At 37.8% G+C, this 22,545-nt stretch carries 18 protein-coding genes; 8 read left to right on the top strand and 10 right to left on the bottom strand.

From position 1 onward, the window contains the following. The first annotated feature begins 25 nt into the window (after positions 1-25). Both FLM54_RS18320 and FLM54_RS18315 read left to right on the top strand, forming a co-directional pair. Positions 26-646: a TetR/AcrR family transcriptional regulator gene (locus tag FLM54_RS18320; protein WP_178957296.1), complete on the top strand. Its 621-nt coding sequence runs from the start codon at positions 26-28 to the stop codon at positions 644-646. A gap of 314 nt (positions 647-960) precedes the next feature. Beyond that, positions 961-2,589, top strand: coding sequence for a diacylglycerol kinase family protein (locus FLM54_RS18315; RefSeq protein WP_178957294.1), 1,629 nt, complete (start codon positions 961-963; stop codon positions 2,587-2,589). 40 nt (positions 2,590-2,629) lie between these two features. Here the strand turns inward: FLM54_RS18315 and FLM54_RS18310 are convergent, their stop codons facing one another. Continuing rightward, on the bottom strand, positions 2,630-2,938 hold the full coding sequence (locus FLM54_RS18310) for a VF530 family DNA-binding protein (protein ID WP_178957292.1): 309 nt from the start codon (positions 2,936-2,938) through the stop codon (positions 2,630-2,632). Between the two features lie 97 nt (positions 2,939-3,035). Next, positions 3,036-3,338 (bottom strand): DUF1496 domain-containing protein, encoded by a 303-nt coding sequence (locus FLM54_RS18305; RefSeq protein WP_178957290.1) that lies wholly within the window; start codon positions 3,336-3,338, stop codon positions 3,036-3,038. A 110-nt stretch (positions 3,339-3,448) separates the two neighbouring features. Here FLM54_RS18305 and FLM54_RS18300 point away from each other — a divergent pair, with 110 nt between their 5' ends. Next, on the top strand, positions 3,449-3,682 hold the full coding sequence (locus tag FLM54_RS18300) for a TIGR02647 family protein (RefSeq protein ID WP_008464346.1): 234 nt from the start codon (positions 3,449-3,451) through the stop codon (positions 3,680-3,682). Here the strand turns inward: FLM54_RS18300 and maiA are convergent. Both maiA and hmgA read right to left on the bottom strand, forming a co-directional pair. Beyond that, positions 3,679-4,308: a maleylacetoacetate isomerase gene (maiA, locus tag FLM54_RS18295; RefSeq protein WP_178957288.1), complete on the bottom strand. Its 630-nt coding sequence runs from the start codon at positions 4,306-4,308 to the stop codon at positions 3,679-3,681. The two genes, FLM54_RS18300 and maiA, sit on opposite strands and share 4 nt — an antisense overlap. Before the next feature lie 7 nt (positions 4,309-4,315). Further along, on the bottom strand, positions 4,316-5,617 hold the full coding sequence (gene hmgA / locus FLM54_RS18290) for a homogentisate 1,2-dioxygenase (RefSeq protein ID WP_178957286.1): 1,302 nt from the start codon (positions 5,615-5,617) through the stop codon (positions 4,316-4,318). Positions 5,618-5,769: 152 nt separating this feature from the next. Between hmgA and FLM54_RS18285 the strand changes: the two genes are divergently transcribed. Then, on the top strand, positions 5,770-6,201 hold the full coding sequence (locus FLM54_RS18285; RefSeq protein WP_178957284.1) for a MarR family winged helix-turn-helix transcriptional regulator: 432 nt from the start codon (positions 5,770-5,772) through the stop codon (positions 6,199-6,201). Positions 6,202-6,249: 48 nt separating this feature from the next. On the opposite strand, the gene FLM54_RS18280 is transcribed toward FLM54_RS18285, so the two are convergent. The 3 genes from FLM54_RS18280 to FLM54_RS18270 form a co-directional block, all read right to left on the bottom strand. Next, on the bottom strand, positions 6,250-9,396 hold the full coding sequence (locus FLM54_RS18280) for a TonB-dependent receptor (protein WP_178957283.1): 3,147 nt from the start codon (positions 9,394-9,396) through the stop codon (positions 6,250-6,252). Between the two features lie 326 nt (positions 9,397-9,722). Continuing rightward, complete coding sequence (locus tag FLM54_RS18275) at positions 9,723-12,902, bottom strand: TonB-dependent receptor (protein WP_178957281.1); 3,180 nt, start codon at positions 12,900-12,902, stop codon at positions 9,723-9,725. A 43-nt stretch (positions 12,903-12,945) separates the two neighbouring features. Next, positions 12,946-13,800 carry a S1/P1 nuclease gene (locus FLM54_RS18270; RefSeq protein ID WP_178957279.1) on the bottom strand — a complete coding sequence of 285 codons (855 nt, stop codon included), beginning with the start codon at positions 13,798-13,800 and terminating at the stop codon, positions 12,946-12,948. Positions 13,801-14,036: 236 nt separating this feature from the next. Between FLM54_RS18270 and FLM54_RS18265 the strand changes: the two genes are divergently transcribed. Together FLM54_RS18265 and FLM54_RS18260 are read left to right on the top strand one after the other, a co-directional pair. Beyond that, entirely contained in the window at positions 14,037-14,906 is an 870-nt protein-coding gene (locus FLM54_RS18265; protein ID WP_178957277.1) for a hypothetical protein, read from the top strand. Continuing rightward, positions 14,906-15,850: a hypothetical protein gene (locus FLM54_RS18260; protein ID WP_178957275.1), complete on the top strand. Its 945-nt coding sequence runs from the start codon at positions 14,906-14,908 to the stop codon at positions 15,848-15,850. The genes FLM54_RS18265 and FLM54_RS18260 overlap by 1 nt, the downstream gene beginning before the upstream one ends. A 108-nt stretch (positions 15,851-15,958) precedes the next feature. Here FLM54_RS18260 and ushA read toward each other — a convergent pair whose 3' ends face one another. Both ushA and FLM54_RS18250 read right to left on the bottom strand, forming a co-directional pair. After that, positions 15,959-17,578 (bottom strand): bifunctional UDP-sugar hydrolase/5'-nucleotidase UshA, encoded by a 1,620-nt coding sequence (ushA, locus tag FLM54_RS18255; protein ID WP_178957273.1) that lies wholly within the window; start codon positions 17,576-17,578, stop codon positions 15,959-15,961. Between the two features lie 80 nt (positions 17,579-17,658). Next, positions 17,659-17,850 carry a hypothetical protein gene (locus tag FLM54_RS18250; RefSeq protein ID WP_178957271.1) on the bottom strand — a complete coding sequence of 64 codons (192 nt, stop codon included), beginning with the start codon at positions 17,848-17,850 and terminating at the stop codon, positions 17,659-17,661. Positions 17,851-18,191: 341 nt separating this feature from the next. Between FLM54_RS18250 and FLM54_RS18245 the strand changes: the two genes are divergently transcribed. Beyond that, positions 18,192-18,935 (top strand): peptidylprolyl isomerase, encoded by a 744-nt coding sequence (locus FLM54_RS18245; protein ID WP_178957269.1) that lies wholly within the window; start codon positions 18,192-18,194, stop codon positions 18,933-18,935. A gap of 44 nt (positions 18,936-18,979) precedes the next feature. On the opposite strand, the gene FLM54_RS18240 is transcribed toward FLM54_RS18245, so the two are convergent. Beyond that, positions 18,980-19,399, bottom strand: coding sequence for an MAPEG family protein (locus FLM54_RS18240; RefSeq protein ID WP_138607794.1), 420 nt, complete (start codon positions 19,397-19,399; stop codon positions 18,980-18,982). A 164-nt stretch (positions 19,400-19,563) separates the two neighbouring features. Here FLM54_RS18240 and FLM54_RS18235 point away from each other — a divergent pair, with 164 nt between their 5' ends. Then, a complete protein-coding gene (locus tag FLM54_RS18235; RefSeq protein WP_178957267.1) occupies positions 19,564-22,446 on the top strand; it encodes an insulinase family protein in 2,883 nt (960 codons plus the stop codon). The last annotated feature ends 99 nt before the right edge of the window (positions 22,447-22,545 follow it).

Here is a 22,545-nt window from a genome sequence, read left to right as displayed (position 1 = left end):
TAGTGACTCGATAATGGAGTGTCGAATGAATTCTAAAAATAAAAAACACCTTGATCCGGTGCAAGCACAAGCGCGTCGTGAACAGGTATTAACAGCTGCTGCGGATTGTTTTCGTCGCAAAGGCTACCATGGCGCCGGTATGGCTGAAATAGCAAGAACAGCAGGTATGAGTGCAGGCCATATTTATAACTATTTTGATAGTAAAGAAGCAATAATCGAGCGTATTATTGAAAAAGATATGGAAGAAATGTTTTCTATATTTCAAGAGTTTGAAGAACAACCCGGTGATATTTTAACGGTGTTACTTGATGGTCTACATCATGGCGTACAGCGTCATATGGACACCGGAGCCAGCGTTGTTGACCTAGATATGATGGCAGAGGCTAGTAGAAATAAAAAAGTTGCTTTGCTACTACGTGATGCTGACACGCAAGCGCGTAACAGAATGCGGGATCTATTAGTGAGTGAAAGTAGTTTAATAAAATCACATTCAGAGCAAGAATTAGAGAGCCGTATTAATGTGATTTTTTCAGTGATGGCCGGATTGTTATTACGAAAAATGCTGTTTCCTGAGTTAACAGAAGAAACCGTGCTTATTGCACTACGTCCAGCAATGAAAACATTACTTATGCCATTTGATAATTAATGCACTAAGTTATTAAGTTACTATGAATATTTGACCCTTACTATTGTAAAAAAGAAAGGACTAGCCTTATATACAAATAGTTTATGGCCAATATCATAAATAAAGACTAGCATTGAGTTGCTAAAATAGGAAAACAAAAATAAAGATATAGTTATTTATTATCAATAGCTTAATATTTTTAGCTGGTTTTATGTGAGCTTGCGCTATAGAGCTAAACACAGTAAATAAGAATAGTTGCTTTTTGGCGTGCTACTTGCATTCTTCGAGCTATATTAAAAGCGTTAATTTTGCGCTAACAACTTTAAGGAGAGCACATGTGGGCTGCAGTAAGTTATCTTGTAACAGCATTGGTATTTATAGTATTGGGATTAACGGTTAACTCCATTTACTTTGCAGTTGCGTTTTTTTGGACTGCACTATCGTTATTATTAGTCAGCGGTGCTTATTTTTTTAACGCAGGGAAAGTATTTAGAAAACGCGAAAATGGCGTTATCCCTTTTTACATTCGCTGGGCCTTTGTGCCTTTTTTATTAGGTGCGCAAATTTATAATGCGTGGTCACGAAAGCGTGACAAGGTACCGCCTATTCAGCAAATAAACGATAATCTATTTTTAGCATGTCGTTTATTCCCTTCTGATATAGACACATTGAAAGAAAATGGCATTACCGCTGTTTTGGACGTTACCTGTGAATTTGATGGCCTTGAATGGACATCTACCCAAGAAAATATCGATTATTTAAATATTCCTGTTCTTGATCACAGTGTGCCTACACACTCACAGTTAAACCAAGCTATTAACTGGATTCATCATCATATTAAAAAAGACCGTCGTGTTGTGGTGCATTGTGCATTAGGGCGTGGACGCTCGGTGTTTGTTATGGCGGCATATTTATTGAGTCAAAATAAAGATGCGGATGTGCATGATATTCTTGCACAAATAAAAGAAACACGTGAAACTGCCAATCTTAATAAACGCCAATTACGCCATTTAGTTAAGCGCCACCGTAAGGGGGAGCTACTGATAAAAAACAAAGCGTACTTAATTGCTAATCCGGTTTCAGGTACTAAGTTGTGGTCTGAAAAAGAGCATTTAATTATTGCGCGTTTATCTGCGTATTACGATTTAACCATTTTAAAAACTACGCCAGAACAAAATGGCATTACATTGGCTAAACAGGCTATAGAAAGCCACCCCGATATTATTATTGCTTGTGGTGGAGATGGAACTGTAACTGAGGTTGCCAGTGTGTTGGTGGGTACGTCTTGTCGATTAGGAATAATACCACTGGGCACAGCAAATGCACTCGCTCATGTATTAATGGGGATAAAATCTAAATTTATTCCTGTTGAGCAAGCATGTGATTTAATCATTGATGGTCAAGCTAACCTTATTGATACCGCGTATTGTAATGATGAACTAATGTTATTATTAATTGGTATTGGCTTTGAGCATGCAATGATTGAAAAAGCAGATCGAGAGTCTAAAAATAAATCAGGTCAACTTGCTTATTTAAATGGTTTTTTACACTCATTTGGCGAAAATAAAGCGCAACAGCTAATAGTTAAATTAGATGATAATGAGCCTGAGACTATTAATACAAATAGTTTTATTGTGGCAAATGCTGCCCCATTCACTACGTTATTAGCACAAGGGGGCGGGCAACCCGATCACCGCGATGGGTTATTGGATGTAAACTGGTTAACGCCAAACAAAGATAATGAAACCACGGTATTAAGTATTGCAGAGCTGATGTTTAGCAGTATTACGCAAACGCATCTTGCTATTAACTCGCATTATACCAATGCAAAACGTGTAGAAATAAGCGCAGATGAAACGCTAAATTACGTGATTGATGGCGAGGTTAAATCTGCAGAAAAAGTGGTGGTGAGCATTCACCCTGCGTCGCTAAATGTAATATGCCAAGAGCAAACACCTGATTAGAAAGGCGTATGTATTACGCCATTGCTATTTTTTGAGCCTTTTATTTTTTAATAGAAGGCCATACAAAACCTGATGTATCAGGTTGTGAAGATTCAAACTGCTTAGGCTTGTTTTTAGGCTTACGTAACGGCTTGTTATTAATGGTATGGATATAAAGCGCTTCTACTTTATCTCTTGCCCAAGGCGTTTTACGTAAAAATTTTAAGCTTGATTTTATACTTGGCGAATCGGTAAAACATTTGATATTTACTTGCTCGCCCATTGCTTTAAAGCCTAAACGTTGTTCTAGCTCAACTAGAATTTGCTCTAAAGTTACCCCATGTAGTGGGTTTTTTGGTTGATTATTCATAGTCACACTGCTTTTTTAAACTGAATGTATTGTAACGTATCCCACCGCATCTTAATAGTTTGGTGATGGCCGGCATATTCCAGATTGTTACTCTTGATTAATTTACAGTAATAGTAGAGGGTTTCTTGGGGTAAATAAGGTTACCTTGTTTGTCGAGCTTTAGCCAAATTAACTGGCTGTTGTTATGTTGAGGGTATTTAGCAGCACAAATAAGCGTAACGGAATGAACCTGCAGTATGGCGCCTTCGCTATAGCGTTTATTATCATACCAGCACTCAGCGTTAGTGTTTATAAGCTGGGTAGCATCAACAATAGGAAGCGTTTTTATTGCGTTAGCGTAGCTTAAAGCTGGAAAATACACGCATAAAACAACAATAAAGAAAGTAAAATAATAACGCATAAATAACCTCAAAATTAACGTGTTTAAAAAAAGCACACTTAGTTAAAAAACATGCTAGGGTAAGTGGGACAGTTTTAGTAAAACACAGAACAATAAAAAGGTGAACACATATGCTATTTAATCAAACTATGATTGACGAATTTACACTACTTGCAAAATTCCCACGCGAGAGCAAAATGCAGGGCATTAAACTCCATTCAGACGCTGAACCCGCTTTATTAAGCGCAGCACAACGTTTGTTTGATAAAGGGGTTATTGATAGCCCAGATGGCGGTTATTTAACTGATCTGGGCTTAGACTTAATTGAGCACGTCACTGTAATACACAGTGCTTTAAAAAGTTAGTTTGCGTCGGGTTGATTTTCTGGGGCTGCATCACTAAAGGCAGTCAACTCATTACAACGCTGATAAACGGCTGCTATTTTAGGATAAGCAGCCATATCTACTTTAAAGCGAATGGCATTAAATACCTGCGGCACTAAACATACATCGGCTAAGCTTGGCGAGTCGCCTGCGCAAAATGTATTTTTGCTATCGAGCATTTGTTCTATTTTATCAAAACCAACTTTAACCCAGTGTCGGTACCACTTATTTTTTGCTTCATCATCGACATTGAGTTCACTACTTAAATATTTAAGCACCCGTAAATTATCAATAGGGTGAATATCACACGCAATTGCATAACTTAAATTGCGAATGTGTGCTTTTTGCCATGCATTACCTTGCAGTAATGGTGTTTCAGGGTATTGCTCTTCAAGGTACTCTAAAATTGCTAAAGATTGACCTAATACGCCGCCCTCTGTTTCTAAAGCAGGTAACAGTCCTTGTGGGTTTTTCTGTAAGTAATCTGTGCTTTGCTGTTCTGATTTTAATAAGTTAACAGGTACCAATTGATGATCAATATTTTTTAGATTTAATGCGATTCGAACACGATACGCTGCAGATGAGCGAAAATAAGTATAAAGCTTCATAATCTGATTATCCTTGATTGCCATTAAAGTGTTTTTTGATTGTGCGCCAGCAATCAGTGTAATTAGCTTGGCGCTCTTTACCTTCTAATGCGTATTTAGTCGGCGATATTACATAACGTGACTCAAACATAAACGCCAACGTATTATCGTAGCGTTGTGGCTCTAAATCGGCGTTTGATGCTTTTTCAAATACGTCTGCTTCAGGACCATGCGGCGACATACAGTTATGTAAGCTCATGCCACCTGGCACAAAGCCATGCTCTTTTGCATCATATACCCCTTCTATTAAGCCCATAAACTCACTCATAATATTACGGTGATAGTAAGGCGGGCGGAAGGTGTTTTCAGCCACCATCCAACGCGGTGGGAAAATAGCAAAATCGATATTTGCAACGCCTTCAGTACCCGATGGTGAAGTTAGCACGGTAAAGATTGAAGGGTCGGGGTGATCAAAGCTAACGGTATTCATGACATTAAAGCGAGCCAAATCGTATTTGTAAGGCGCACTATTGCCTGTCCAAGCAACAACATCAAGGGGTGAGTGACCAATATCACAACGGAACATATTGCCATTAAATTTAGCAATCAGTTCAAAATCACCCTCAATATCTTCAAAAGCCGCTACTGGATATTGAAAATCACGATCATTCGCATAACCGTTGGCACCCACAGGGCCGCGCTCAGCAAGGACATAGGCATGGCCGTAGTTTTCACAAATATAGCCACGCGCAGTGTCCGTTAGTAACATTACTTGAAATTTAATACCACGCGGAATAACGGCAATTTCGCCGGCTTTAATAGTTAAATGCCCAAGCTCTGTTTTAAGTAGTAGTTCACCTTGTTGCGGTACAAATAACATTTCGCCATCGGCATTATAAAAATAGCGATTGTCCATTGATTTATTGGCAACATAAACATGAATACCGATACCCGCTTGACCATTAGCGTTACCATTAGCGGCCATGGTGATAAGCCCGTCAACAAAATCTGTAGGTTTTGTTGGTACATCAATTGGATCCCAGCGCAGCATGGTTGGTGGAGTCGGTACTTCGGTAATGGGAGCGGTTCTAATTAAGCCATTGTCTATGGCTGTATAATCGCTCTGCACAACCGATGGGCGAATACGATACATCCAAGTGCGGCGGTTATCGGCGCGAGGAGCGGTAAATGCAGTGGTACTGAATTGCTCTGCGTATAAATCATATTTTACTTTTTGCGGACTAAATTGCCCAATCGGTAATGCACCAGGCAGGGCTTCGGTTTCAAATTCATTGCCAAAGCCGGTCATGTAGTTTAATTGTGTCGCCATTACTGACTCCTGTAAAAATGGGGGAGTGTTATATTTTTGTTATTTACGCTAAGATACTCTCAAGTGAGACTAATATCAAATACACTGATTATGACCGTTGTAAATAAAAGTGAACAGATAAAAGTCGTGTGTAAATAAATAAGTGATTCAATATGAAAATAGATTTAACGACATTTTTACCCTATCAATTAACACACTTAGCAACACAGGTAAGTAATGATTTTTCAAGCATTTATAAAAAAGAGTTTGATTTAACTATTCCTCAGTGGCGAATAATTGCTAATTTAGCGCAATTAGGTCAAAGCACAGCAAAGCAGTTATGTACTCAAGCAGATATGGATAAGTCGACAGTATCAAGAGCGGTAAAAACGCTAATAGATGAAGGGCTTATTTATAGCGAGTTAAATAAGCATGATAAGCGCGCTGCATTTTTGATGTTAAGTGATAAGGGTATGGCTTTATACGAAAAAATAACGCCACAAGCATTGCAATGGGAGCAAGCATTATTAAGCTGCCTGTCGGATGATGAACAACGCCAGTTAATCGCTATTTTTGAAAAATTAAAAAATAAATTACAGGCATAAAAAAGCCCACAAAGTGGGCTTTTAAATAGACTAATTTAATTAATCAAATTAGAACGTGTAACGAACACCTACACGCATTTCCCATACTGAAGCACCAGTTTGTACTGAAGTATTTGCGTTATTTGCATTAAAGTCTGAGTAAACGTAACGACCTTGGTCATCTAAAGATGTTGAGATCATGCTTGCGCCTACGAAAGGACCTTTCTTAAGTACGCCCCAGTCATCATTTAGCATGTTAGTAAGGTTGTCGATTACGAAGAATGCTTCACCTTTATGGCCATCCATAAAGCCTGGTAGTTCTTGTGTAATCTTAAAGTTAAACTTAACAAACCAATCTGAATTTTGTTGGTTACGACCTGCAATTTCACCGCGTTTAAGTCCTTCAGAAGCAATGAAGTCATTGAATTCATTGATTTCATCAGCCGACATGTTGTAAACAACGTTAGGATCGTTTTCAAGTGGAACATAAAGTAATTGGCGGCTACCATTCCAGCTATCATCACCCCAAACACTATCGCTTCCGTCAAACGTAAAGCTGTACGGTAAGCCTTTATATGCCTCACCGTAAAGGTTAAAGCGTGTTTCAAAGCCGTCTACAAACTCATGTTTGTAACCAAGAGTCATAGTGAAACGGTGCGGGATTTCATAATCTGAAGACGCAACACCAGGGTTACCTGGGTTTGAAAGCGCGATGTTACCGTAGTTAGAACCGGCTGTAGAGCTAGTCATTGGGTTTACATCGTCTGCGTCTGTGTATGCATAACCAAAGCTAAAGTTAATGCCGTTGTCATACATTTTGCTTATTGCAGCAGAAATAACTGAAGAATCACCACTATTACCGCTTACGTTAGTAAGTAGTAAATCACCACTGCGGCCATCGATTTTTTCATAAATAGGGCGACCATCAAACGTAGTTTCACCGCTTTCTTGAAGTGAAATGTCACGCATTACAGCAGCATCATTTTTCTTCGAGTATAAGTAATCAACAGATATTACGTATTCGTCTTCAGTTGTGTATGTAGCACCAAGTGAGTATTTCCACTCTGAAGGAATTTCAAAATCTGGGTCTACAGCGTTAACTGTACCATCACCAGAACCTATTTCTGTAGCACCAATAATGTCATAAAGTTCTTGTGGAACCTCAAAGCCAGGAGTACCGCCATTCACATTTGGAGTATTAAATAAGTCAATAGTTCTTGAATCAGAATCATAATTACTTAGTTGACTCTCTCTTGTAGCAATTTGTGTAATACCGTCATTTGAGTATGAGTTAGACAGCCATACATTAGGGTTACCACCAGAGAACAAGCCTAAGCCAGCGCGTACTTCAAGCTCGTCTGTTGCATACCATTGAAAACCAACACGTGGCTGCAGTAAGTCAATACCATCAAATGTAGACTGGTTGCTGTAACCGTAACGATTAGTGAAGTTCTCGTTAAAGTTAGGAACGTCATCACTTGTGTACTTGTCGTAACGTAAACCGAACTGAATGGTTGCATCTAAGTCAGTAAATGCGTATTCATCTTGTACATAAAACGTGTGTTGAGCATACTCAAAACTAGCACCCGAATCAGTTGGATCGTTTGTTCCAGCTGAGTTGTTGTAGTAGATACGGTCGGCTATACCTGCTTCAAACTCATCGATTGAACCAAAACGGTATTCACCTTCCGTGTGCTGAACAAACAAGTTGAAAACGCTTAGATTTTCATATTCATAGCCAGCAGTAATAGTGTGTTGGTCTAAGTAGTAAGTACCAGCAACTTTAAATGTAGTTGTGTCGTAATCTAGGTCGTTTGATTGACGAGAATCATCTGGACCAATAAATACAGTACCGCCATTATCAGTACGAATTTGCATTTCACCAAAGCTACTTGCAGCATCTAATGACTGAACAGTTGCATCTAGCTCTGATTTACCTAAACGAATTTCTGTAGAGAAATCGTCTGACCAATCAGAATATACAGAGCCAATAATTGAAGTAAATTCAGCACTTTGATCATAGAAATGGTTTGATAAAGAAACTCGGCTAGAACCTGTATCCGACTGAGAAATTGTATTACCGTCGTTGTAGTTATAAATTAAGTTTGCACGGTGATCTTCGTTGATGTTCCAATCTAGTTTTACTAAGATCTTTTCATCTTCAACAGGCATGCTAGATGGCATACCGCCAACATCGTAACCATATACAGATTGAGCTGCATTTGTGATGCGGGTAATGTCTTCAGCTGTTACGCTGCCAGTGTTTAAACCGTCGTAGTTAAACTGGCGAACACCTTCAAGTTTTTCGTATGAAGTGTACAAAAATAATGTATCTTCAATAAGCGGAAGGCCTACGTTGAAACCGTAACGCTTTTCAGTGTAGTTACCGTTATCAACTTCATTACCTTCAATTTCATCGCCTTTCATTGAATCGCTTGTGTAATCGAAGAAAACACCACCGTGAATGTCGTTGCCACCCGATTTTGTTACAGCGTTGATGTTACACGATGTAAAGCCACCGTATTGAACGTCAAAAGGGGCTAGCTCAGCTGAAACTTGTTCAATAGAGTCGAAAGAGAAAGGGGCACGGATAGTTGGGTAACCGTTTGAGCTTAAACCGAAGTTATCGTTCATGCGAACGCCGTCAAGCGTTAAGCTGTTGTAACGTGGGTTACCACCACCACAGTTGATTGAACCACGGCTATCATCAATTGTAATACGTGGGTCAATACGAATAATATCTTTTAAATCACGGTTGATTGCTGGTTGGTTTTCAAGATCCGTCAGCGTAAAAGTAGACGCAGGACCTGTTCCACCAGACATAGCACTGATAGGAGCACCTGTAACTACAATTTGCTCGATGTTAGATATATTCTCTAAAGAAGCATTTACAGGGTAATCGTTACCAATATTAAGAATAATATTATTGAACTCTTGATCTGCATAAGTGTCAGAATCTACAACTACTTTATATGGACCACCAACACGAAGGCCTTTTGCTGTGAAGTAACCAGCGTCGTTAGTCTCAGTTGTTTTAACTGAGCCTGAAGGAACGTGTAGGATAGTAATTTTAGTTCCTGCAGCAGGGTTACCATTTGGCCCCTTTATTTGACCTTTAATTGCTGAGGTTGTTTCGTTTGCAATTGCAGCACCACTCACACCAACACATGCTGCTATAGCAAGTGATAGAGCCGTTTTGCGAAGTTGAATTTTCATTTTATTTTCCCGTGTAGTTAAATAAACTTTTAATAGCTTTTTTATTTTAATTTTGGATTAGGAGGCTGAGTAACACACCTAACCAAAAATGTTTACATAGTGTACCTCATTTGATTGTTACAAATAAAATACAACTGTAACTTTTTTATTATAAAACACTTTTCGTGTGAACTTTAGCATTTTATTAATGTTTCAATATTTTACTGTGCAGATAGTAAGTAGTTTTTATGACAAACAGATGAAAAGTGACTTTTTCAAAAAAAAAGCCATTACATAAATGTAATGGCTTTTTAATATTTATAAATTTTTGCAGTGCAAGTTATAGATTAAAACTTATAACTAACACCGATTTTAGCTTGCCAAGCAGATGAGCTACTAATTCGCGAGTAGTTCCTTACATCAGCGCCGCCATAGGTATTATCAAGTTTATATCTACCTTGGTCGTCAAGCCCACCAAAATCATAAATTGTTTGATTTGAATAGCTTAGACTTTTCTCGATGCCCCAATCACTATTTAAAAGGTTAGCGAAGTTATCAATCATGAAGTATACCTCACCACTATGACCTTGAGCAAAGCCAGGAATTTCCTGCTTTATACTTACATCCATGGTTGTAACCCATGGTTGTGTAGCTGTGTTTTTAGCTAAAATACCGCCACGTTGAGAAATACCAGCACTTTGCAGTAGAGGCTCTAACTCAGCCCAAGAAATTTTTGACTCGCCCCAGTTTACATTTGGATCGTCAGCACCGGTTGGTATGTAAGGTAAGTAAGCACCGTTTGTAAACAGTGAGCTAGTATCCCCTAAATCACCATCTTTATACATTCCCATTGTGTAGCTGAATGGACGTCCAGAGCGACGTTCAAAGTAGACGTTAAATTTAGTTGCATAACCACTAAACAACTCAGCGGTATAACCTAGGTTAACTTTAAAGCTATGCTCTATTTCATAAAACCCGCGAGCAGCAATATCTTCATTGCGGTTTACAGTGATATTGTGTTTATAGTTACCTTCTGCCTGTGATGCCGAACCTGCTGAGGACTCTTTAACATCTTGATGCGCATAACTTGCAGAAATAAATAAACCATTATCCCACTCTTTGGCAATGCCCGTTGATAAGATGATTGAGCGACCATCATCAGATGAGTTCGTCATTTCAATATCAACGTTATCAGTAAGTGAACCTGAATATATAGTTTGATTAATCACGCGTTCACCATCAGCAGCTAAGCCAACAGGTGTAATTGAAGAATTGTGCCATACAGCTTCATTTTCTTTTTTATGGTACGCGATTTCGGCTTGCCACTTAAAGCCGTCACCGAATAGCTCAGAGTCAAAATCATACTCAAAACCAACTTGGGTACGAATACTTGAAGGAAGTTTAAAATCTGGGTCTATATATGCAACACTACCAGCGCCTTGCTGCAAAGAGTTTTTAATTTCATCAGGCACTTGGGTAATATCAGCAGTGTTATTAGCGTAGTAATCATTTATTACATCATTAGGTGCCGATACAAGTGTGATGCCATCACTTTGGAATGAGTTATTATACCAAACATTTGGAATGCCGCCTTGGAAACGACCGATACCACCGCTAATTGTAAGCGCTTCTGTCGCATAATATTTAAAGCCAATACGCGGTAAAATGATATCTAAGCCGTCAAGATTTTCTTGATTGGTGAACCCATAAGTACTGGCAAAATTTTCGTTCAGAGTAGGTTTGTCATCTGATGATAAACGTTCATAACGAACACCTGCTGTAACCTCTAAGTCGTCACCAACATAGAAAGTATCTTCAATGTAAAGTGCAAGTTGATTACGTCTTACATCATAAGCGGTATCAGCCGAATTATTCGTGTAGGCATTTTGATAAGAGAAATCATAAAAGCCTACATTGCGGTTCGCAAAGTCTTCTAAGCTATCAAACTTCCATGAGCCCAATGAGTTTTGAGCAAATAAATTGTATAAACGAAGTGACTCGTACTGAGCTCCAAAATTTATTTCATGCTCATCAGTTAAGTAAGTAGCATCAAATGTTAACGTTAAATTTTGTGTTTCAGAGCGATTTGCATGGCGGTATTGATCTGTACCAAAGCTGTAAGATGGGCCATTACGTCCATCTTCGTCTACTGATATACTTCCTAAATTAGAACGTGTCGCGCTGTCTGAAATGACATCTTTATAAGAAATACCAATTTCAGTTGAAAAGTCTTCAGTCCAATCTGAGTAGAGTTTAGTGGCAAAATTATTGAACTTAGTAACATACGCATAAGTATTTGACTGAAGAACGATGTTATCACCACCGTAGCTTGAATTACGCTCATCTTGATCGTCTTGCCATTGGTAAGTAAAATCTAGGCGATGATCATCACTTGCATTCCAGCTAAGCTTAACTAATAAGTTTTTATTTGTATCCTCTGGAGCACCCGCGAGTGAATCAGTCAGTCCGTACTCATCATTTAAGATTGAAATGAAACGGTTGTAATTAGCTTCAGTGGTATTAAATTCATTTGCAGCACCTGATCCGCTAAAACCATAATCAAGATCCGATTCACTTGACCATTCTGCATAGTTTACAAAGTAAAACAGCTCATCTTCTATTATTGCTCCACCAACATTAAAGCCAAACCTTTCTTCTGTTTGAATAGGCTCTACTTTATTAGTAGAAAAAGTTTTTTGACCAATCGCATCTAGGTCATCTTCTTCAACGATATTAAGAAGATCTCCTGATATATCAGGGGTAGATATTTCATAAAAGCCAGAAAATTTAAACTCATTTGTACCAGACTTTGTTACCGCATTAATAGTACCGCCACCAAAGTTTCCTTTAGAAGCCGAAAAAGGCGAAACATCTACAGAGACTTGTTCAATCGCATCTAGTGCTACAGGGGGTTGTGAGGTTGGGTAGCCACCAAAATTTAAACCAAAGTCATCATTTTGGCCAATGCCATCTACAGTTAAACCATTCGTGCGTGGGTTACTACCAGCAAAAGTTAGTTGACCGCTACCATTAATACTTGCAAGTGGGTTTAAACGCGCAATGTCTTTAATGTCACGATTAAAGCTGGGCATATTATTAATGGTATCTTCACCAAACGTACTGCTAGAACCACCTGATTGTTGGATGATTTTATATCCAGAGACTTCAATCTTTTCAATATTTAGTGGTGCTAGTTGCGACTTCAAGCGATAAGTTTCACCAAGGTTTAAAAAGATGTTTTCAACGGTGGTGTCGTTAAATGTATCAGAGTCGATGATCACCATGTATGGTCCACCAACACGTAAACCATTGGCTATAAAAGTACCACTTTCATTGGTTGTTAACTCACTGATTGTGCCAGTAGGTTGATGAACAACCTTAATTTTAACGTTTGCAGCATTCGCACCTGAAGGTGTGGTGATCTTACCACGCATTGCAGATGAAGTGTCAGCAGCCATAGCGCTTGTTGAAACTCCTAGAGCAAGAATTACTGCCCCAGTTAATTTCGAAAGGCGAAGCTTTGTCATAGTGTTGATTTCCCGTTTAGGTTATTTAAGTTAGAAACTGAATTTATTTTGTTGCTTTTAGTGTTAAAGCTTTTTTTGAACGTTTACTCGCTGGATCAAATAATGTATTTAACAATCCAGCCAAGCGAATGCCCGCTTGTTGTAAGCGCGTTTTTACAATAGGGGTGTGGTTGTAAATATAGTCGTAGCTAATATTTTCTTCTGTTGATTTATATATTTGTAAAGCAAGGTTGTGTGACTCTTCAAGCCAGCTTGTTGGGGTACTGTTTAAATACTCGTTAATTAACTCGTTGTTATTAGTATCTATAAATTGAGCGTATTCAGTAAAAGATAAATTTTCATTTTCTACCAGCTTAGTATCCCATAAGCTATGAAGATTGGTTTGTTGGTTAAAGAAAGAAACCTTAATGCGATTCCCGCCTCTATCTTCAGCTCTACCTGCATGAAATGGTTGATGGCTGTCGCCGACTAAGTGCACTAAAAAACGCAAACTAAACTGCTTTGCTGCAAGGCTTGATTTATCATCTTTCAATACTTTAATTGAATAGTGAATGCCTTCTAATATGTTTGTTACTGATTCTTTATGTTCAGTGTGTTCGTGGTTAAAGCTAAATTTTGCATTGTCATCTGCATTAATATAGTGCCAGCGAGATGATTTTTTTTGCCAAAAATCACCTGGCGCAGAGCGCATTTCATCTGGCCATGTTGAAATTTGTGCTAAAGATTCACCATTGAGATAAGGAATAAGTGCGGCCTTGGTGGTTTCACTTACATGGGCCTCTGCAATTTTACCAACAACGCGGTGGCCGTTTTGCCCCCATGCATTACAGTCTGTGCTTGCAAATATTGCACTAATTAAAAGTGTTAATGAAAGCGAATGTTTTACATTTATCTGCATCGAGGCATCCTAGTAAGTGTGAAATTTAATTTATAAAACCTTATAAGGTCAATTGTCCGTATTTTTCATGTTGATAGAAAGGACTCAATAAAATTCATATTTTCTTATTTAAAGTTGTTTTTTATCAATGCCTTATGTTTGATGGGTAAAATTACCTATTGTAATAAGTAATTAAAATTGTTCAAATGTATTATAACTTCATTTTAGATCGGTGTTTTTTGGATATTAAAAAGTTAATGTTGCATAAAACAGCAATTGTTACATTTATGTTTATAGTGTTGTTGTTTAGTTGGTTTGCTGGTCAAATGGCTGTAGATGAAAAAGAAATAGCTTTCCCAGTGATGATAGAAACATCAACGACATGTCAAACCACGGCAACGGCTAACCAAAATCAGCTTATAGTATTTACACCCTCAAAGTATGTTGCTCAATTGCTCACGAAAAAGTTGTGTGATGATAAAGTTGTGGCAAAGCAATATGGGTCTGTTATTGGCTATTGGGGCTACAGAACCGTCGATAGCTTAGAGTTTGTTGGTAAAGGCATTGCGGATTTAATTTTAGCTAAAAATAATATTATGGAAGCGTTTAGAGCCGAGACTACTTACAATTATCAGCCAGTGGTCGGCTTTTCAGATTACACCGCGTTTTTTATATCTTCAAAAGAGAAGCCTCTGATCACTAAACAGTATTTTTTAGACAAAAAAATAGGCCTGCTAGATTATCCAACTAGCCGATCTGGACATATTTTGCCAAAACAAACGTTTAAGCAATTAGGACTTAATATTGCTCAACTAAAAATAACCTATGCCAGCTCACATAATGAATTGCGGGAATTACTGGCGAACGGGCAGGTTGACCTGATTGCCTCTTTTTGGAGAGAAAATGATAGTAAGCGCTTCTCAAAAAATTATATTACGCCCATAAGCAGTAATGTTGCAGGTACTCGTTGGTACTTAAAAATGCAACATAGCAATACCGATTTACTCTGCGCTGTACAATCTCACTTATTGAGTATGTCTAAAGAACAATCGTTTCAATACTATCACGATGTTGAGCCATATTGGCAATGTAATAACTACCCCGTTACTTTTATAGGGGAGTCGTAATGAGAAAGCTTATATCGCCATTGTGTGTTTTTATATTATTCATTATATTTTCATTGGTGTTTTATATTTCAACAACACATAAGCAGCAACGGGTAAATAAGTTACAAATAGCTCAAATAGAAAAACAAATCGCTTTAGACTTACCTTTGCTCGATTTATCAAATGAGCTTCTTAAACATTCTGGTAATAAAGTTGCGATACAACATTATATACAAACAGTAAATACTCATATCCAAGGCACAGGTATAGAGGTAATTTCGATAGTGCCAGAGCACGAGTTTATTTCATCCTTAAAAACCGATGAGTTTATTCGAAAACTAAATAGTAATAATAGTGTAGTTTTTATAGTTTTATCCTTAAAGCAGCCTCATTTTTCGCATACTAGAATGACTTTTTATATACTACTTTTTGTTGTTAGTGCATTAATTATGGTCATGATAAAGCAGGCTGAAATTTATCAAAGGAATAAAAAACTCATTACTGAGCAGGAGCCAAGTACACTAGAATCAAAGCCATTAATACTCGTGATTAATTTAAAAAGTAAAACTTTATCCAGTAGTTATTATCCCGAGCAAAAAGTGGCGTTAGCAAATAAGCCGTTGTGTTTTTATTTAGCGCTTGTTGAGTTTTGTACTAATAATCCAGAGATTAAACTTAACCATAATAAAAATGTACCCGAGGAGCTGTTAGAACTTGCCAATAAGTACTTTTATCGTTTAGTTGAACTCGGGCATACCATCAGAAAACGACCAAACTTTAATAACAGTTTAGAAAAAACCCTGAGTGAAATTCGTGCGGCGTTAGATGATGTATTGAATGATTGCCCAGAGCAGAAGGAGCTGTATTACCCGCCAAAGGCATTTGGAGAGGGCTCTCGATCACGGATGCATAGCTATGGCTTAGTAAATGTTAACCAAGGGAATATAGAGATAATAGGGAAATAATTTCGAATTAACTGCTTAGGATAATGATTTAACTGAGCTTATCACATAAACCTTAATGAAGAGTGCCATTAGCATTTTAATGACACTCATAATGTTCACACTAGATCACTACTTAGGTGCAAATTCACGTGCATCAACAGGGCTATGCTCAGTAAAAAACCGTTTTAAAGCTTGCGAGTCAGTTTCATCGGTGCTTACAAAACCCACCATTTTTGTGATTTTTGGATAATTATCGCCACCAGAGGCGTTATATTCATTAATACTCATGCGGTATGTTTTGTTTATATCAAGTGGCTTGCCGGCGATAAATACGTCAGTTACCTGCCCAGCTTTTAATTCAAATGCTAAGTTATGATACTGCATGTAAGCACCAGAGTCTGGTGGGAAACGTGTCACGACATTTAAATAGGTTAAAATTTCACTGCCTTTAAAGTCGATATAGGCGACACGGTTTTTGAAAGGTTGTGCTTTAAGTATATCTTTATAACTCACGTCACCCGCATTAATACTATCGCGAACACCGCCACCACTGATAATACCAAAATCGGCACCTACAGTGTTCATTTGTGCTTGGATAATAACGCGCGCAAGGTTTGTTTGCTCAAAGCGTACTTTATTGCGATCTCCCTCAAGCCTGTAATTGACGAAGCCAATTTTCCCCTCAATTTGCTTAGCACCCTTTTGTTGGTATGCTGCCAAAAAGGTCTGTAATGCAGAGTCAGGTTTAATGTAATCTGCAGCTAGAACGGCTTTTATGCTGCCGTCTGGTTGCTTTTTATCGACATATAAATTAACGGGTAATAATTGATAACTCAGTAGAGATAATTGACCGTTTTCTAATTTAAATTCTGCTTTGCCCACATACTTACCCCATTCGTGGGCTTGCATTATCCATGTCCCATTTTGCTGATCTGGTTTACAGGCTAAACCCGGTTTAAAGTTCTCATCAGTAACGTTTTTAGCAGCCATACACACTGGCTCTTGAGAGTGGCCACCAATAATCATATCAAGGGCATTTTTATCTAAAGAGCGAGCAAGTGTGACATCACCAGGGGCATTGATCCCATTTTTAGCATCTGCATAGTGGCCCATATGCGTTACTGCAATGGTAATGTCCGGGTTATATTTTGCTCTTAGTTTTTGGGTGAGTGAGGCAGTTACTTTAACCGGATCTTTAAAATCCAAATGGCCAATGTATTGAGGGTTACCAATTTTTGCGGTATCCGTTGTTGTTAAGCCAATAACGGCAATGGTTAAGTTACCTTTATTAAATATTTTATAGCGCTCAAAAACTGTTTCGTTAGTTTGTTTATCGAAAATGTTTGCCGATAAAAGAGGAAAGTTAGCCCATTTTTGTTGCTGTTTTAATACACTTATTGGGTTATCAAACTCATGGTTTCCTAGAGCCATTGCATCATAGCCGATTTTCGACATACCTTTAAAATCGGGCTCAGCAAATTGTAGGTCCGACTCCGGAATACCAGTGTTGATATCACCGCCTGATAACAATAACACCTGATGTCCCTGTGTCTTTGCCTCTGCTCTTAACTGGTCAATTAGGGTCTTACGGGCTGCCATGCCATATTCGCCTTTTTCATTATGCCAAAAGCGACCATGGTTATCATTGGTATGAAGAACTGTTAAATACTGTGCTGCAGGTTTATTGACAGAATCGCTAGCACAGCCAGATAAACCAAGAAAAAAAACAAGAAAAAAAAGAGTACGCATAAGATACCTATCGATGAATTAAAGCTCAATCTAGTAGGTGGTTAGTGTAAACTAGTTCGAGTTTAAAAAAACGCACTTCTTTATATTTTTTCAGCCTGTGTGGTTTGACGCTGCAGCTCTACAACCCTGTTTCTTCGAGCAAGTTCATCTCGTGCATATTGAGATTTTTGATGATTAACATCAATCATCCATTTCAAAAAGCTCACGGGCAATTGGGTGTATGGCTCACCTTTATGTAATCCAAAATCACAAATAGTCGTGTTATTAGTCATTTTATGTACTCCTATCAATGAGTTAGGGCCTAATGACCTTTAAGTGGCAACAGTCCCTGATTGATAATAACAAAAAAAGAGTGATTGATAAGGGGCTTTTTAAATACCTTGCAAGGTTTAAAATTAATTAAAAAGAGTAACCGTAATGTACACCAAGGCACACAGGCAATTAATTATCCATAACGTGTTTAAAATAAAAATGTAAACAGTTGTAACTGTGGTGTAATTACTTTGCTATGAATTGTAGCGTTAAGTACTTATATATCGATTTACAAAATAAATAGCACTATTCTATGATGCATAAAATATTAATTCTAATGACAATAAAAATAGGAAAAATAATGAAGAAGCTTATCTTAGCCTCAATTTTAACTGCAACAAGTTTTTCAAGCACTGCAACTATAGTCGAAATGCAAACGAGTCAGGGAACGATACAAATTAACTTGTTTGATCAACAAACTCCTAAAACAGTAGAAAATTTCCTAAGTTATGTTGATGATGCTGCATATAATCAAACGGTAATACATCGCTCTATTGATAAGTTTATCATTCAAGGAGGGGGCTTTACCTTTTCTGATAAAATGGATCCAATTACAACCAAACCTTCGGTTATAAACGAACCTATTTATTCAAATGTTAAAGGCACCATTGCTATGGCAAAACAGGGCGGTAATGAAAACAGCGCTACTAGCCAATGGTTTTTTAACATGAGTGATAACAGCCAAAACTTAGATTTACAAAATGGTGGTTTTACCGTGTTTGGACAAGTCACTACGCAAAGCCAAGAAACCTTAAATAAAATTGCTGCCTTAGTCCATTGTTCAGAGGTACCATTAGTTGGTATTACTCAAGAGCAATGTTCAGATGAAAATTTAGTTATTAGTAATCAAAACTTGGTATCAATTCAAAGTGTGGTTGTGCTTGATGATGATCCTAATTCAGCACAAAACTTGACACCTAAAGAAAATACATTAATTGATAACGTAGAAGTTACACCACCAAAAACTTCAGACTCTAGTGGTAGTGTAGCGTGGTTATTAGGTGCACTACTGCTAGTAGCACCTCGATTAAAACGTACAAAATAAACTTATAAAAAATAACGGCGAATTGTTAAATTCGCCGTTATTTTTTAGTGGTAAAGTACACCCAGCACTAGCAAAATCCACATTACAAACACAGATAAGCAGCCTAGTAAAAACACTCTAAAACGGGCTCTTAAATGATTACTACCCAGGTGAATGATGCTGTGAATAATTCGTGTAGCGACAAATAAACAGGCAAGTACTGCAATACTGACACTCGCCATATTAAGCTGTAAAGCAAGTAAACATCCCGCATAAAAAAGCACAGGTATTTCGAATTGGTTGCTAAAGTTACGATCAGCAACTCTGACATAATCGCCCGCATTATCAAGGCGCATAGCAGCAAAATCATTTAACTGTATCTGTTTATTTTTGGCCGCTGCAAAACGACGTTTTCCCATAATCACCATAACAACTAATGAAAGTGTTACCTGCACAAACATGGCCATTATTATTATCTTTTCCATAACTTACCTTATTATTTTCTTTGAGTATTCGATTGTTATTCACAATGTGTTACACAATTAAGTACTAATTAGTAGCATAGTATTACTTGATGATGGTAGTTTATTCCTGATTTAGTATTTTTGTAACACTAAACACGTATTTAACAGCAATGGATATAATTAAAATGAGACACGTCATCGGCTTAAGTGCAATTGCACTGGCAATATTAAGCGGTTGTTCGAATACCGCCACTCTTTCTCAATCTTCACAAACATCACTGTTGTCATCAACGCTCGTTGTTAGCCCTAACGATAACCGTGAATATAAAACCTTGAAACTTGCTAACGATATTGAAGTGATTTTAGTCTCTGATCCAAGCGCTGAAAAATCTGCTGCTTCACTGAGTGTAGGTGTAGGTCTGTTACATGACCCAATGAGCCAACAAGGTATGGCGCATTACCTAGAACATATGTTGTTTTTAGGCACTGAACGATACCCTGATACCAAAGGGTACTCCGATTTTATGACTAAAAATGGTGGTGCGCATAATGCTTATACTTGGCTCGATATTACCAACTACATGTTTAAAATTAATAACGATGCGTTTGATGAAGGCTTAGACCGCTTTTCAGATTTTTTTAAAGCCCCTAAGCTTTACCCAGAATACACAGAAAAAGAAAAAAATGCAGTAAATGCTGAATGGTCAATGCGTCGTGAAATGGACTTTTTCGGCCAATTTAAACTTGCACGTAAAATGATGGGTGAACATCCGGCTAACCGATTTTTAATTGGTAACCTTGAAACCCTAGGCGATAAAGCTGATAGTTCATTACACAAGGAAACGGTTGATTTTTATAATAAATATTATTCAGCAAATATTATGAAAGTGGCGCTGATTTCGAACTTACCAATTGCAGAAATGCAGAAAAAAGCACAAAAATACTTTGCTGACATTGAAAATAAAAATATTGAAAAGCCAAGTGTTACAGCTAGCTTAGATTTTGATAATGCCGGTGGTAAACGTGTTTTTTACTCACCAAATGAAGACGTAAAACAATTACAACTCGATTTCACAATTACTAATAACCAAAATGAATTTGCAGTAAAACCTAATCGCTTTGTTGCCTATTTACTTAGTAATGAAATGCCAGGTAGTCCAGCGCAAATATTACGTGATAAAGGGTGGGTATCTCAGTTATCAGCCTCTGCCTCTGCAAATCAGTATGGCAACTACGGTTCTTTGAACGTGAATATAGAGCTGACTGATGAGGGTATGAAAAACCGCGAATCAATTGTCGCGACAATCATGCAATACATTGACTTGATTAAGCGTGAGGGCGTTAATAGTAAGTACTTTAATGAAATTCGCACTTCTTTAAATAATCAGTTTAAATTTTTAGAAAAGGGCGATGAGTTTAACTATGTCAGTGCGTTGACTCAAAGCATGCAAGATTACCCGTTAAATCATGCGATAAACGCACCGTACTACTATGCTCAATTTGATGCTGATGCGGTGAATAATGTACTTAAGCAACTTAACGCCGATACACTTCGCATCTGGTATATTTCTCAACAGGAAGATACAGATTCTGAGCTGCATTTTTACGATGGCAAATATAAAATTAACGATATTAGCGATGCAGAAATTGCCAGCTGGGAAAAACCAAGTGATTTTAATTTAGCATTGCCAAGTGTTAACAATTTACTACCAGAGAGTTTTGCTATTAAAACGCAAGCTTTTAAAGAGCAGAAGCATCCTGAGCTTAGCTATGATAAAAACGGCGTAAAAATTTGGCGCCAAGCAAGTCAGCAGTTTGCAGAGCAGCCTAAAGGTTTAGTTGAGGTGTATATCAACACGCAAACAGGTTTGCATGATATTAACTCAACCGTACTTTATTCTGTTTGGGCTGATCTGTATAACACTCAATTAAGTCAGTTACGAACTGAAGCTGCCATTGCTGGCATGAACGTTAATTTAAGCTCAAGTAATGGATTGGTGCTATCGTTAAGTGGTTTTACTGATAAACAAGATATTTTACTTAAACAAGCGTTAGCTGGGTTTGATGCTGAAATTTCAGCACAAGCGTTTAATCAAGCGATTGACCGTTATCAGCGAGATTTACTTAATCAACAAAAACAGTTCCCGTATGCACAAGCATTTGGTGAGTATTCAAAGCTAACTCGTACTGGCAGTTTCGATACAGAAGCGCTAATTAAGGCTGCAAAAACACTAACGCTTGCTGATTTACACGCTTTAAAGCAAAGCACCTTAGCGAATAATAACTTACGTGTATTTAGCTACGGTAACTACAACGAAAAGGACATTGATGCTATTGCTGCTGAGTTAGCGGCTATCTTACCAAGCAAACATACTCAAACGGAGTTTGCACGCAGTAAAGCGTGGTTACCGCAACCGGGTGAAGCGCGTGTATTACACAAAGATATTGATGTCGCCGATGTAGCGGTGGTCGATATGACCATTCACCCAACTCCTGGTTACAAACAAAAAGCACAGGCAGCTGTATTGCAAGGTCACTTTAGAACAATCGCGTTTGATAAAATGCGTACTGAAGAGCAACTTGCTTATGCAGTAGGCGCATTAGCGCGTCCTATTGAAGATTACTCAGGTATTGGTTTATTTATCCAAACACCTGTGAAAGGGCCAAAAGACATTCAAGGTCGCTTTGACAAGTTTAAAAAAGAGTACGCTTCTGAGCTTAATGCCATGAGTGAGGAAACATTTGCACAGCTTAAAAATGCAACTTTGGTTTCGTTAAAAGAACAGCCAAAGAATTTAAGCGACGAAATGAGTCCATTGATTAACGATTGGTATCGTGAAAACTTTGATTTTGATTCAAGACAAAAATTAATTGCAGAGGTGGAAAAAGTCACCCTTGCTGATATTAAAGATTACTACCAGCAAACAATGTTAAACCCAAAAGCAGCACGTTTAAATGTGCAGCTACGCGGCACTAAGTTTAGTGATAGCGAGTTTGCTGATTTGCCAAATCAGACTAAAGTGACGAGTTTAGATGCTTACTACAGCGATATAAAATTGCAAAAGTAAGTTTGAAATTACTCTAAAACCAAAAAACCCAGTCATCGTTGACTGGGTTTTGTTTTAATGTCGTTAAATTATAGCTATAGCATTGAACTCCAAGGAGTT

It is taken from the genome of Pseudoalteromonas sp. Scap25 (assembly GCF_013394125.1).
Lineage (GTDB): Bacteria > Pseudomonadota > Gammaproteobacteria > Enterobacterales > Alteromonadaceae > Pseudoalteromonas.
Note: the sequence above shows the minus strand (reverse complement) of the source record. Positions and strands in the feature narration are given on the sequence as shown.